Consider the following 12,987-nt stretch of genomic DNA (forward strand, 5'->3'; position numbering starts at 1 on the left):
CGACCGGCTCCTCCACCGTCTCGTGCTCGCTGATGGTCTCGCTCATTTCAGGCGTCTCCTTGATCATCGGATCCGCCGTCTATTGGACACTCCCGTGAAGGACGGTCTGATCGTCGCGGTGTTCCGGCACTACGAGTCGAGAGCCGGTCAACCGCTGCTCCATGACCACGCCCTGATGTCGATCCGCGCCCGGCGTCCGGACGGGACGTGGGGGAACCTGTCGTCGGATTCGATGCTGGAGAACGTCGTCGCGGCCGGCACTCTCTACGCCCTCCATTTCATGGAGGAGGTGTCCGCCCGTCTCGGGTGGGCATGGGAGCCGCGCGAGGCGACCCCGGGCCGCCGACCGGTCTTGGAGATCGCGGGGATCGATCAGAGGCTCATAGGCTGGCAGTCCACCCGCCGTCAGCAGATCGCGGACACGACGCCCGTGCTGGTGGCCGACTACGAGGCGGAGCACGGACATGCGCCGGGGGAGCGGGCCGCGTACGCGCTGGACGGACAGGCCGCCGACCGGACACGCCCGGCAAAGCCAACGTCCAGCAGCCGCGGGTGCGGCCTGTGGTCGACGTCGTCCTGGCCGCCGTGGATACCGTCGCCGTAGTGTACGTGATGCGCGGCGCATTCAAACGTCACCACCTGCTCGCCGAAGTCCGCCGTCACCTCGCCTACGTCCTACGCGGCCGACTCCACCAGCCCGGCCTGGACGAACAGATCGTGCAAGCGGTCGTCGACCACTACACCCGCCCCGTCGGGAGCGGCCGGATGATGACCGCCGACCTGCGCGCTCTGTACCCGAGCGACATCGAGGACCGGGCCGTGCTGGGCCCGCTGACCCGCAAGCGCACCGCGCCCCCGTACGAGCGGGCTCGCCTCGCCGCCGGCGCCCTGGCCGCCCGGGTCCGCGCTGCGCGGCGGCACGCCGGGCGGAAGGACGGCCGCCGCCTGGAGCCGGAGACCGGCATCGACGTCGACGCGCTGGAGCAGACCCGCCAGACCTTTGAGGCCGCCGCCGCGAAGGTGGCCGCCACGATCCAGGACAGCCGGCGGGCGCGCGAGGCCGCCCACGGCCTGCGTCCACAGCGCCCGGCGACGGCCCCGCAGCCGCACACCCAGCAGCCCGGCACCCAGCACACACCGGGCCGCACCACAGGAGGAGTTGCATGAGCATCCTGGAGGGCGATGCGCTTGAGGTGTCCACGTCACTGCTTATGCCTTCCACGCGGCGGTGTCGAAACCGGCCGCAGGATCAGGTGACCTTCAGGCGTCGTGGCGGGCGGGGCAGGTCTCCGCCGCGACCGGGCTCGCTGGTGGGTTCGGCGGCGCTGCGGTGGGCGATGCGCAGTCCTTCGTGCGGCCACCAGTAGGTGCGGTGCGACTTCGACGTTGTCCCGTCGGTGTCGATGAGTACCTGGTAGGCGGTGCGGCCGCCGGGCCAGTCCTGGCGGGCGGTCACGGCGCACCTCGCCCGGTACAGCGCCTGCCACCGTCGGTCGGGCCGCCGCGACGTCCTACGGACAGGTCAGACGCCGCCCAGGGGCTGCGGGTAGCCGACGGCCGTGATGTCCTCAGAAATGTCGCTCAGTCCTATGTACGGGTTGAGCGTGCGGACGACCTGCTCGGTCAGGGGTTTGAGAGCCAGGACGTGGGATACGGCTTCTTCCCTGGTCATTCCCGTCTCCACCCACGGGATCAGGTCATCGTCCACCTCTCCGTCCTCTGTACATACGCTGCCGACGTACTCGAGGCTGGTCGGCGAGGCGGCTGTGAGGTCGCGCAGTACTTCTGCCGAGCAGTCCCACGGTTGTTCGTCGTCCTCGTCATCGATGTCGTACTGGGGGGTGCGCCAGGCACTGTCTTCCGGTAGGCGCCAGATGATGAAGGAAAGGAAATCCGTGTCGTAGATGTCTGCTGGTGCTTTGAACAAGCAGTCACGCAAGAGGGCGGGAATCTGCGTGACGTCGGGGACGGACTCGGCCTCGTGTCGATGTCCGTAGATCAGGGTGCCGCCGGCGTGGAAGTGGATGTCCAGGTTCGCCACATCGTCCCAGTCGATGAGGAAGCGCGCGTCCCCCGAGCATCCGGCAGGCACGAAGCTGGCACGTGCGTCACCATCGTGCGGCCGCAGAATTCGCGAGATCATCCCCAGCCCGCGGCAGCGGTCGAGCAGGAGGGGAACCTCGGGGAGAAGCTCCAGGGTCTCGCTAACGGGGACATCCAAGAAGTCATCGGACATGTGTGTACCTCACCTTGATTGCCAGGAGGCACCGCCGTGGCCGAAGGCTGTCAGGTGCCTTCGCCACGACGGTGCTTTGTCACGGACCGGCCGACTCGCGGCCGGCCCACACTCTTCGCCACGCTAGACCGCCGTTCCGACGGCCGGTGGCCCCCTCGCGGGAGGCTTAGGCACTCAAGCAGGCCCTATGTGCCGATCCTTCCGTTCTGACCTGTGGAATCAGATGGGATTCGCGGCGCAATGCTCACGAAGCGTGGGCATTTCCCCGGTCAGCGCCTCAGACGCCGACCGCAAGGCGCGGCAGAGGGCCGGGGTCACCGTTCGGTCAGCTTGCGGCGGAGCATGTCCATCGGCTTCTTCACGTCTTCGAGCTGGTCACCGACAGCAGCTGGAGCGGGCTCCACCACGACTGGGCGGTCACCGGGCTGAGGCGGGGCGGGCGGGGCCTTCTTCGGCATCAGTGGGTGGCGGAGGCCTTCGTGGGGCCGGTGGTGGTAGTGCACCAGCCACTCATCAAGCAGGTCTTGGAGTCGGGGGACGCTGTAGCAGGCGTCTTTCTCGGTGTCGGGGCCGCGGCGGGTGACGTCGGAGCCGGTGTAGCCGGGCAGGTGCTGGCAGAACAGGTGGTTGATGGTGCCGAAGGTCCGCTCCACGATGCCTTTGGTGGTGGGGGCGTGGGGCGGGGCGGGCTGGACGCTGATGCCGAGGTGTTCGCAGGCGGCGGTGAACGCGGCGGAGACGAAGACTTTGCCGCGGTCGACGACGATCGTCTCGGGCAGGGCGACGGGCCGGGCCGCGGCCCCGGCCAGACGCTCGTCGAGTGCGGCCAGCCGTTGGTGGGGGAGTGCGGGGGCGTGGTCCATGCTCAGGATGTCCGGCCAGGTGGGCCGGGCGGGGTGGGGGACGGCGATCTCCGCGAGCAGCAGGGCGGCGTCGACGGCTTTGGTCGCGCTCGGGCACAGCACGGCGGCGAGGATGGCGCGGGTGGCGACGTCGACGGCGATGGTGAGTTCGGGCCGGGCCAGGCGTCCGTCGTCGAAGAGGGCGAGGACGTCCAGGCGGGTGGTGTCGACCTGGACCTGTTCGCCGGGCCGCAAAGCTGTGGCGGGGGTGAACGCCCGCCCGTCGACGCTCGCCGGTACTTGCCGGACGGGCCCTGTGGGTAGTTCGCCGGGCCGGGCGAGCTGGCGGACGAGCCGGTACAGCGTGGCCTGGGACGGCGCGGGCACCGTGCCGGGGCCGTGCCGGTCCTCGAGGATCTGGCCGATCAGGGGGAACAGGCCGTTGATGGTGCCGCGGGAGCGGCCGCGGCGGCGGCGCAGTGCCTCGCGGACGGCGGCGACGACCCGTTCGTCGGCCCGCCCGGTGGGGCTGGAAGCACGGGTGGTGCGGTGGTCGAGGAGCCCCCACAGGCCTTGTTTGCGGTAGGCCAGACGCATGCGCTGCACCGTGGTGCGCGACACCCGGCCAAAACCCAGCGCGGTCAGCTCCTGCGCCTTGGCCTGCTCCCGTTCGGCCAGCGTGTACCGCTCGGGGTCGTACTGCTCGCGCACTGCTCCTTCGCTGCCGGGCCCGCCAGGCAGGCCGCATTCGACTTCCCTTAGTAGCCGTTGTCGTACCGGTCGTGAGGCTTGTTGATCGAACGGGAGTCTCGATTAGGTGATCGCGGGATGCTGGGCGCATACAAGTAGGGCCTCCTGAACAGCTCGTTGGTGTCGAATCACCGAGCAGCAGGAGGCCCCTGGTGTCGCAGTCTTGCGTGCCAATGTCCGGGCAGTCCAGCCTGGTCACCCGGGAGTGTGACTGCCTGGCTCACCGGTTCGGGAATGCCGCCGACAACCCGATGCGTGAGCGCCGGTATCCGACCGACATGACGGACGCCGAGTGGGCCGTGGCGCGCCCGCTGCTGCCGGTGCCGGGCTGGCTGCGTGGCCGCGGCGGACAGCCGGAGGCGTACTGCCACCGGCAGATGTTGGACGCGATCCGCTATCTCGTGGACAACGGCGTCAAGTGGCGCGCTATGCCGGCCGACTTCCCGCCGTGGGACCGCATCTACGCGTTCTTCCGCCGCTGGCGCGATCACGGGCTGGTCCAGGAATTCCACGACCGGCTGCGCGGACAGGTCCGCGAGCGGGTGGGGCGGGACGCGGAGCCGACCGCCGGAGTGATCGACTCGCAGTCGGTCAAGGCCGACGCCGTCGTCGGCGCCGACAGTCGTGGCTTCGACGGCGGCAAGCTGATCAACGGGCGCAAGCGGCACGTCGTCGTCGACACCCTCGGCCTGCTGCTCGCGGTGCAGGTCACCGCCGCGGACACCGGCGACCGTGCAGCCGCGCAGACCCTGCTCACCCGGGTCGTGGACGCGCACCACCGGCTGGAGCTGGTCTGGGCCGACGGCGGCTACACCGGCAGCCTCATCGAGTACTGCCTCACCGCTCTCACCCTGGTCATCGCGGTCGTCAAACGCAGCGACGACATGCGTGGCTTCGTGGTGCTGCCCAAGCGATGGATCGTCGAGCGGTTCTTCGCCCACCTGATGCGCACCCGCCGACTGGTGCGCGACTTCGAGCGCCGCACCACCAGCGCCGAGGCGATGATCTACTGGTCGATGACCCTGCTCATGACCCGCCGCCTTGCCCGGCCGCATCCCTCGCGAGTGTGAAGCGGTCCGGCGCTGGGGATTCCGGCCCACGCCAGGTTGGCACCTGAGATCATTCGCGCATGAGCTATGACCTGGCCGTGTGGGATGGAGAGCTGCCGCGCGGCGACGAAGCCGGCGCTGTCTTCGACGAGCTCTACGAGCGCTATCTCGATTCTGAAGACGTGATCGCCGAGTTGTCGCCGCGCATCGCGGCCTACGTCGAGGCACTCGTCGCGCGGTATCCAGACGATGCCACTGGCAGCCCCTGGGCGTCACCGCCCGTCATCGACGAGGCCTCGGGTCCGATCGTCTATCTGCTCATGTCCTACAGCAGGGCGGAGGAAGTCTCCGAGTATGCGGCTGCCCTGGCACGCGAGCACGGGCTCGTCTGCTTCGACCCCCAGGGAGAAACCCTGCGGGTCTGACCGTCGCCGTTCACGATCCGGCGCGTTGTCCGGCCACGCCCTCCGAGAGCGTGAACCGACCCGGCACCGGCTCGACCAGCCACCCTCGGGCCACCATCCGCTTCGCCTTCGACCGCAACGCCTCCACCTTCGCCGGAACCGTCTCCAGGCCGAAGTGGACGGTCATCTCCTGGCAGGAAAACGGACGTTGACCAAGTCGTTCCCGGTCGGCAAGGACCCGCAGGATGCGCTGGTAGTCGACCGACAGCGCCGACCAGGCCAGTCCCGCACGCCACATCGGCACCACCGACTTCAACTTCGCTGATTCCGAGACCCCGCCCGGCACCGGCTGTTCACTGCTATCCGGCAGGGCCACAGGGACATCCAGACCGGCGACGTCACCGTCGCCTGGGGCCAGTACCTCGCCGACACGCGAGCGAGCGATGACCCACTCGTTCCAATCCCGCTCGGCCACTGCCAGTTCGGCCTGGACCCGATCGGCCTCCTCCCGCAGTTCATCCACACGACGGCGAGCGGCGCACTCGCGCTGTTCCAGCAGCCCCACGACCGACGGCATCTCCGACCTCCACCGGAGCGACAACACGACAGGTCATCCCTGCAACGACACCGTCGTCCCTATACCTGACCAGTGGAAATGCGGTCCTCAATCCCGGAAAGACAACAGCTCCTTACATGCCGCTGCCAGGCCAGCGCCTTCTCACGCGCCGCGGCGGGGGCGGTCTCGAACAGCCCCCACTGCGGTGCCGCCTGAGGCGCATCGGCCCCGACGACGCTGAAGCCGGGGTCGGCGAACAGGTGCCCGGCGCGCACGGCCTCACCGCCGCCGTCCGGGCCGACGAGATGGATGTCCTGTCCCGACAGAGCGACCACCTGCCACTTCACGCCACGGAACCGGACGTGAGCACCGACCTTCACGGCCGGCCGGGCATTGCGCCGCGCGCTCACCCGGCGCCTCCCGTCTTGCCCCGGCTGCTCCAGCCCCGCAGCCCGACGGGGACGCGTTCGTGCAGCGGCGTGTCCAGGCTGGCCGTCAGCTGTCCGTGCCACAGGGCGTGAAAGACGGCGGGCAGGACCTCGATGGGGTCGCCGGCCGCGCTGGCCCCCTCGATCAGCGGCCGCGGCCGCGTGAACGCCTCCAAGACAGCGGGCATCAGGCCGGGCTGGCCGGCGTTGCGGGGGTGGCGGTAGCCGGCCAGCCATTTCAGGTTGGCGGCCAGGACGTCGTCGAGCGGGGCCAGGCGCTGGTAGGTCCAGCCGACGTCCGCGCACGCTTCCGACATCGCCCGTGCAGCGTTCTGGGCGCGTTCGCCGCCCGCCTCGGGGTGGCTGGGGCAGTCGGCGAGCAGCGCGGTGCCGTCGCAGTAGCGGGCGAAGAGCTGCGGCACCCAGGAACGCACCAGTCCGCGGAGATTGCGCCACAGCAGTCGCACCGGCCGCCCCGCCAGGCCTGCCACGTCCGGGTCGCGGTCCAGGACCATCAGCTGGGTGCGCATGGCGTTCGACCCCGCGGCCACGTGCCGTCCGGTGGTCGCCGACCACCACAGACCCGGCCCCCAGCGGCGCCCCGGGACCACCGGGAACGCCGACACCGGCGGCAAGTCCTCGAACGCCACGGTCAGGGCGGCATCCGCCCACCGCTGCTGCACCGCCTGCCCCACCGGGTCGAGGAATACCGCCTCGAATCCCGTTCCCTGGCCCACGGCCGCTCGCCCTGCCCGGCTCCGGTGCCGGGCTGCTCCTGTGCTGGTCACCCGCGCCAGCCAAGGCGCTCCCGCCCACCCGGACGGCCGTTTTCAGTGTTCCTGTCACGAACGAGTGCCGTATCAGCTAACAGCCGACTTCTTCCTGGCGCACCGTGCTCAGCCGCCCTCCTCCCACCCGTCCGCGGTCAGCATCCCCCGGAGCAGCTCGACAGGCATGTCCACCCACCGGCCACTTCTTCAAGCGGCACCCCGCCGTTCACCGCCGCCAGAGCGGTCCGCTTCCAGGCGTTCTCGATCAGGCCCGCGCTGTGACCGAGCCCGCGCAGCAGCCGCCGGGCGACGTCGGCGGTCGGACCGGTCTGCACCCCGCGCAGCTGCAGCAGCTGCTCCTCGACGCTGTCGATAGCACTGGTGATCAGCCTGCGCTGCTCGGCGGGCACCGTAGCCCGCCACATCGTCCCCGAGCCGGGCGTCTTCGCCTCCTTGCCCAGCACGCGCAGCTGTCCGGCCATGGTCGCGGCCTGGTGTTCATGCCGCAGCCACCACAGGTCGTTGTCGTACCCGGGCGGGCCGCCGGCGCCGCGGCGAAGGCGGATCACGCTGCCCATCCACGCGATGAGCGGCCCGCCGTGGTCTGTCGCGGCCAGCGGCCCCAGCCACGTACGCCCCAGCCGCTCACCGAGCCTGCGGCAGAACATCCCGTCGGCGGGCAGCGCCCGCGGCCGCCCGGCACCGCTGTCGGCCCACACCAGCTCGGCCATGACCGGGTCCAGCAGCGCGTCGGCCACCGCCACCACCTCCGGGAAGACGACCGCGTCCCGCCCCACGATCCGCCACTGCTCCAGATCACCGCCGGCATCCCCGCCCGCAACCTGGTGCAGACGCCGCGGCCAGATCACTTCCCGCTGCCAGCTGTAAGCCTGCTCCCACCACCGGGCCATCACCGCCCGCGCCAGCGCGAACACCCGCTCCGGCTCCGCCCGCCCGCACCGCCCGCCGCGCTACCCTCGCCCAGCGCCGCTGCGCCGCCATCACCTCCGGTAGGCCACGCAGGTCGAGGTGCTCCAGCGGCTGGTTGGCGTCCGCGTCCAGCAGCCACCGCCCATGCCGCACGCACACCCGCTCCCACCGCGGCGCGTACCGTACCACCCGCACAGCCACTCCTGTACGCCGCGCCGTGCACAGTCGGCAGCCGAACGCCACCGGACCGGCCACCGCACCACCGACCCGCCACAACCCCACCGGATCGCCAGCCTCGGCGCGCAGCTTGGGATCCTCTTGCGCCCGGGACGGCAACGCCCGCGCCAGCACATCCTCCTCCACGCCGCACATGCCAACTAGGAGCTGCCGCCCGGCCGCGTTCATCAGCACCTCGGCATCGGCCCGCGCGCCCCCTCCCTCGTGCCCAGGTGGCAGGCCCGCAGCACCTTTGCTTCCATCCCGTAGCGGCTGGCGACGCGGCAGATCAGCGACGAGGTCGTCTCCCGCTGCAGGGGAGCGGTCCGCAGGAGGACGGGGTTACGGATCACTCCACCACGGTCTCGTGTTCACCGGCCCGGACGGACGTCTTAGTGCTGTGACCGGCAACGTTCACCGGTTTGCCATGGATGAACGGGAAGTTGGGCAGGGCGGAGCCGATGTCTGGACTACTGCGCTGAGGGAGCGCGCTGTGCGGTGAGCACGGGCTGGTAGTACCCGCTGGAGGCCGGACTGTGCCAGGTGATGTTGGCGAAGCCGGCTTCAGTCACGAACTCTGTCAGCTGCGGGGGCGTCAGCGCCCAGTGGGTGGTGCGGCGGACTCGGACGTGCCAGGTGTTCTTTGCGGGGATGAGCTGGAAGTGCTCCAGGTCGTAGCGTTCGCCGTCCTCGTGCCAGTGCCACAGCTGGAAGGTGATCACTTGGCCGTCGCGTGTTTGCGAGACCTGGGGCGGTGTCGACGTAGGTCTGGTCTGGCGCGCCTCGGCATAGGCCCGAACAGTGATCATCAACAGTCCGTCGTCTCGAAGTACCCGTCTCATGCCGAGGAGTGCCGCCCGGAGATCTTGCCCGGAGAGTAGGTGCGTGAGCGAGTTGTCCGCGCAGAGGACGACGTCGAATGACGTCTCTTTGAAAGGCAGTTGGCGCATGTCAGCCGCAGCGGCCGGAAGCCGGCTGCCACGGGCCGCCGCCTCGGCGGCGGCGCGCGCGGCGGCGACCGGGCTCAAGTCGCTGCCGACGACCTGGTGCCCGGCCAGGGCCAGCCCGATGGCCTGGGTGCCGATCCCGCACGAGCAGTCCAGGACGGTGTGTGGACCCGCGCCGAGAGATTGGCGGACGAGCCCGCCCAATACCTCGGCCTGGTAGGTGATGCTTGCGTCCCAGTCCCGGAACATCAGGTGGTAGTCGTGGGCCAAATCGTCGTAGAAATCCCGCACGGAGGGCTCGGGCATGTATCCCACGGTAGTGCGTGGCCGCCGGGGAGTGCGGGCAGTTTTAGGCAGCGGCTGCCTGACTTCGGCCGCCCCAGCGGATGCCCTTCTCGCTGCGGATACGGGCGCGTTCGCGGCGTTGGGCGGCCAGCACGTCGGGGTGGCGGGCGTTCGCGTTGCGCCAGCGGAGGTAGGCGTGGAGGGCTCGGGTCTGCGTGGTGTGGTTGCGGTGGTTGGAGTTGGCGATGGTGAACTGCCGGAGCGGTCCGAAGTGGGCTTCGATCGGGTTGGCCCAGGACGCGTAGGTCGGGGTGAAGCACAGCTCGACCCGGTTCTTCTTTGCCCAGCGCCGGATGGTGTCGCCCTTGTGGGCGGACAGATTGTCCAGGATGACGTAGATCGGGGCGCCGTCCGGGCGGGCCGCCCGGATTGATCTCAGACGCCATCCGCTTACCGCTGGACAGGCTTGATCAGTCGAACACGGATCCTGTTCGGGTGATCCCTCGGTGGTCGGGGCATAACGGCAGAGCCTCCTGGTAGCTCGGGGTTGCGATCCCAACCGAGCAGCACCAGGAGGCCCTGTGTCGCAGTCTGTCGCGTTTGCGTCCGTGGAGTCCAACGCTCCGTCTCCGGCGTGTGACTGTCTCGCGCACAGGTTCGGCAACGCGGCGGACGGGCCGGACCGCGCCCCGTGTTACGGCTCCGACCTGACGGAGGCCGAATGGCAGGTCATCCGGCCACTGCTGCCGGTCCCCGCGTGGCTTCAGGGGCGGGGCGGTCGACCGGAGGGCTATTGCCACCGCGTCATGCTGGACGCGGTCCGCTACGTCGTCGACAACGGCGTCAAGTGGGTCAACCTGCCCTGCGACTTCCCGTCGTACCGGCGGGTGCACGCGTTCGCCCGACGCTGGCAGGTGACGGGCCTGCTCACCGAACTCCACGACCGGCTGCGTGACAAGGTCCGCCAGAAGGAAGGCCGTTCGCCGGACCCGACGGCCGCCATCGTGGACTCGCAGTGGCTGCGGGCGGCGGCGAACATCCCGCGCTCGACGTCCGGGTGGGACGGCGGGAAGAAAGTGGGTGGCCGCAAGCGGCACCTGGTCGTGGACTGCCTCGGCCTGGTCCTGGCCGTCGCAGTGACCGCGGCGAGCGTGCAGGACCGCGACGCCGCCGTCCCGCTGCTCGAGCGGCTGCGCACCATGTACTTCTCCATCCGCCTCGTCTGGGCGGACGGCGGTTATGCCGGTCGGCTCGTCGACTGGGCGGCCGAGAAACTCCAGATCGCCCTTGAGATCGTCAAACGCACCGACGACACCAGCGGGTTCGTGGTGCTGCCGCGCAGGTGGGTGGTGGAGCGCACTCTGAGCTGGCTGATGCGATCGCGCCGCCTGGTGCGCGACTACGAGACACTGCCCGCCATGCACGAGGCCATGGTGCTGTGGTCCATGACCATGCTCATGAACAGCCGCCTGGCCCGGCGCCGCCCCTGCGCCTTCAGCCGGCCGACGCCCCGAGCGGGGTGAACACCCCCGGCCGCACCTGGAGCGCCCACCCCCGCTCCACCAGGCGTTTCGCCTTCGACCGCAGCCCCTCGACCATCGCTGGAACCGCCTGAAGGCCCAGGGCCACGGCCAGCTGCTGGCACCGCATACCCTCCCGGGCCGCATCCGACTCCAGCACGGACATGATCCGCTGGTAGTCCGGAGGCAGGACCGCCGCTGTCATGCCCTCGGTCCGTCTGGGCACCACCGACCCCGCCACCGCACTCACCACCGGCTCCGCGACCGCGACGGGCGGCTCGGCCAGCACCTCAGTCACCGTCACACGGGCATCCGCCAGACGTTGAAGTGCCCGTTCCGCCTGGCCGAGGGCAGTCTCCACCCGCTCGGCCTCCTCCCGCAGCCGTGCCACCTCTTCCCGGACCTTCTTTTCCCGGGCCTCCAACAGACCGAGCACCGACGGCACCAGCCACCTCCACAAACAGGACGAGCAGACGAACCACGCCCATCTCTCCCGCCACCAGCCGGAGTTCATGCCCACCCAGCCCGAACCAAATGATCACGTTCGGAAAGCGGATGGCGTCTCAGCTCAGCGGCTCTCCGGGGCGGTGATCTGGCGCTTGAGGATTTTGCCGGTGGGTCCCTTGGGCAGAGCGTCGACTAGCCGGACCTCACGCGGGTACTTGTAAGCCGCCACACGGTCGCGGACGAACTCCCGTAGCTCGTCCGCGCTGGCCGTACTGCCGTGACGCAGCGCGACCACGGCGGTAACCTCCTCGCCGAGCGTGACGTGTGGTGTGCCGATCACTGCGGCCTCGGCCACGGCGGGGTGCTCGTACAGCACCTCCTCGATCTCGCGCGGGTAGACGTTGTAGCCACCGCGGATGATGAGGTCCTTCTTGCGGTCGACGATGTAGTAGTAGCCGTCCTCGTCGACGCGGGCCAGGTCACCGGTGTGCAGCCAGCCGTCGATGATGGTCTCGGCGGTCGCCTCGGGACGGTTCCAGTAGCCGGCCATCACGTTGTGCCCGCGGACGCAGAGCTCGCCGACACCGTCCTGCGGGTCGAGGAGGCACATCTCGACGCCCTCGACGGGTGTGCCGACGGAGCCGGGCTTGCGGGGCCGGTCGGGGTGGTTGAAGGAGGCGATCGGGGAGGTCTCGGACATGCCGAAGCCCTCCAGGACCGGACATCCGAAGACGGCCTCGAAGGCGTGGAGAACCTCCACCGGGAGCGAGGCACCACCGGAGGCGCACAGCCGCAGGGAGCTGGTGCCGTGTGTCCCGGTGCCGCGCTCGTGTTCGGTGAGCATGGCGGCGTACATGGTCGGCACGCCCTCGAAGACGGTGACTCGTCGCTCGTGGATGGTGCGCAGGGCCTGGACCGGGTCGAAGCGGGCGAGCAGGGTGAGTCGGGCACCCGTCGCCACGGCGGCGTTCATGGCGCAGGACTGTCCGAAGGCGTGGAAGAGAGGCAGACAGCCCATCACCACGTCGTCAGGGGTGAGCCGGAGCAGGATGCGCCCGCCGATCTCGGCGTTGCGGGCCAGCCCGGCGTGGGTGAGCATGGCGCCCTTGGGCGCGCCCGTGGTGCCGGAGGTGTACAGGATGACGGCGAGGTCGTCGTCCTTCCGCGGAACGGCCTCCGTGGGGTCCGGTTGCTCGGCCAGCAGCGTCTCCAGCCCACCGGGCACTATCGGTACCACCGGGGTTTCGGTGTCGTCGGCGCCGGCCCGGGCCTGGTCGGCGGCGCCGTCCCAGGCCAGGAGCAGCGCCATGCCGGAGTCGCGCACCTGGTGGGCGATCTCGCGGGGCTTGAGCAGGGGGTTCATCGGTACCACGACGGCACCGGCGCCCAGCACGCCGTAGTAGAGCACGGGGAACTCGGGAAGGTTGGGCAGCATCAGGCCGACCCGGTCGCCGGGGCCGACGCCATGGGTGGCGAGGAGCGCGGTGGTACGACCAGCGAGGGTTGCCAACTCGGCGTAGCTCAGTCCTTGGTCACCGAGTTCGACCGCACGGCGGTGGCCGTGCTCGGTGGCAGCGCGGGCGAGGCAGCCATTGAGGTTCATGAGG

General features: G+C 70.0%; 12 protein-coding genes and 3 pseudogenes. 4 read left to right on the forward strand and 11 right to left on the reverse strand.

Features of this window, described 5'->3' with window-relative positions; genetic code table 11:
• Window positions 1-91: 91 nt before the first annotated feature.
• Window positions 92-1,167 (forward strand): annotated as a pseudogene (gene mobF / locus ACZ7FF_RS43315) (MobF family relaxase); the annotation flags it as partial.
• 82 nt (window positions 1,168-1,249) lie between these two features.
• Here the strand turns inward: mobF and ACZ7FF_RS43320 are convergent.
• The 3 genes and pseudogenes from ACZ7FF_RS43320 to ACZ7FF_RS43330 all read right to left on the reverse strand — a co-directional run.
• On the reverse strand, window positions 1,250-1,456 hold the full coding sequence (locus ACZ7FF_RS43320; RefSeq protein ID WP_470820062.1) for a hypothetical protein: 207 nt from the start codon (window positions 1,454-1,456) through the stop codon (window positions 1,250-1,252).
• A 66-nt stretch (window positions 1,457-1,522) separates the two neighbouring features.
• Window positions 1,523-2,236 carry a hypothetical protein gene (locus ACZ7FF_RS43325; protein ID WP_470820064.1) on the reverse strand — a complete coding sequence of 238 codons (714 nt, stop codon included), beginning with the start codon at window positions 2,234-2,236 and terminating at the stop codon, window positions 1,523-1,525.
• Between the two features lie 443 nt (window positions 2,237-2,679).
• Window positions 2,680-3,849: pseudogene (locus tag ACZ7FF_RS43330) on the reverse strand (transposase family protein); the annotation flags it as partial.
• Between the two features lie 257 nt (window positions 3,850-4,106).
• Here ACZ7FF_RS43330 and ACZ7FF_RS43335 point away from each other — a divergent pair.
• Together ACZ7FF_RS43335 and ACZ7FF_RS43340 are read left to right on the forward strand one after the other, a co-directional pair.
• Window positions 4,107-4,898 (forward strand): IS5 family transposase, encoded by a 792-nt coding sequence (locus tag ACZ7FF_RS43335; protein WP_470820066.1) that lies wholly within the window; start codon window positions 4,107-4,109, stop codon window positions 4,896-4,898.
• A gap of 59 nt (window positions 4,899-4,957) precedes the next feature.
• On the forward strand, window positions 4,958-5,302 hold the full coding sequence (locus tag ACZ7FF_RS43340) for a hypothetical protein (protein WP_470820068.1): 345 nt from the start codon (window positions 4,958-4,960) through the stop codon (window positions 5,300-5,302).
• A 10-nt stretch (window positions 5,303-5,312) separates the two neighbouring features.
• On the opposite strand, the gene ACZ7FF_RS43345 is transcribed toward ACZ7FF_RS43340, so the two are convergent.
• The 6 genes and pseudogenes from ACZ7FF_RS43345 to ACZ7FF_RS43370 form a co-directional block, all read right to left on the reverse strand.
• A complete protein-coding gene (locus ACZ7FF_RS43345) occupies window positions 5,313-5,858 on the reverse strand; it encodes a hypothetical protein (protein ID WP_470820070.1) in 546 nt (181 codons plus the stop codon).
• A 59-nt stretch (window positions 5,859-5,917) separates the two neighbouring features.
• Window positions 5,918-6,247: a hypothetical protein gene (locus tag ACZ7FF_RS43350; protein ID WP_470820072.1), complete on the reverse strand. Its 330-nt coding sequence runs from the start codon at window positions 6,245-6,247 to the stop codon at window positions 5,918-5,920.
• Window positions 6,244-7,002 (reverse strand): TnsA-like heteromeric transposase endonuclease subunit, encoded by a 759-nt coding sequence (locus ACZ7FF_RS43355; RefSeq protein WP_470820074.1) that lies wholly within the window; start codon window positions 7,000-7,002, stop codon window positions 6,244-6,246. Before ACZ7FF_RS43355 ends, ACZ7FF_RS43350 begins: the two co-directional genes overlap by 4 nt.
• A 188-nt stretch (window positions 7,003-7,190) precedes the next feature.
• Window positions 7,191-7,970 (reverse strand): hypothetical protein, encoded by a 780-nt coding sequence (locus tag ACZ7FF_RS43360; protein ID WP_470820076.1) that lies wholly within the window; start codon window positions 7,968-7,970, stop codon window positions 7,191-7,193.
• Window positions 7,971-8,651: 681 nt separating this feature from the next.
• The gene (locus ACZ7FF_RS43365; protein ID WP_470820078.1) at window positions 8,652-9,434 is read right to left on the reverse strand and encodes a class I SAM-dependent methyltransferase; all 783 of its coding nucleotides are present in this window, start codon (window positions 9,432-9,434) and stop codon (window positions 8,652-8,654) included.
• Between the two features lie 43 nt (window positions 9,435-9,477).
• A pseudogene (locus ACZ7FF_RS43370) lies at window positions 9,478-9,852 on the reverse strand (transposase); the annotation flags it as partial.
• A gap of 169 nt (window positions 9,853-10,021) precedes the next feature.
• Here ACZ7FF_RS43370 and ACZ7FF_RS43375 point away from each other — a divergent pair.
• Complete coding sequence (locus ACZ7FF_RS43375) at window positions 10,022-10,936, forward strand: IS5 family transposase (protein ID WP_470820118.1); 915 nt, start codon at window positions 10,022-10,024, stop codon at window positions 10,934-10,936.
• On the opposite strand, the gene ACZ7FF_RS43380 is transcribed toward ACZ7FF_RS43375, so the two are convergent.
• Complete coding sequence (locus ACZ7FF_RS43380) at window positions 10,908-11,378, reverse strand: hypothetical protein (RefSeq protein ID WP_470820080.1); 471 nt, start codon at window positions 11,376-11,378, stop codon at window positions 10,908-10,910. The genes ACZ7FF_RS43375 and ACZ7FF_RS43380 overlap by 29 nt on opposite strands.
• A gap of 123 nt (window positions 11,379-11,501) precedes the next feature.
• On the reverse strand, window positions 11,502-12,983 hold the full coding sequence (locus ACZ7FF_RS43385; RefSeq protein ID WP_470820082.1) for a long-chain-fatty-acid--CoA ligase: 1,482 nt from the start codon (window positions 12,981-12,983) through the stop codon (window positions 11,502-11,504).
• Between the last annotated feature and the right edge of the window lie 4 nt (window positions 12,984-12,987).

Source organism: Streptomyces sp. NPDC037126 (genome assembly GCF_055605965.1).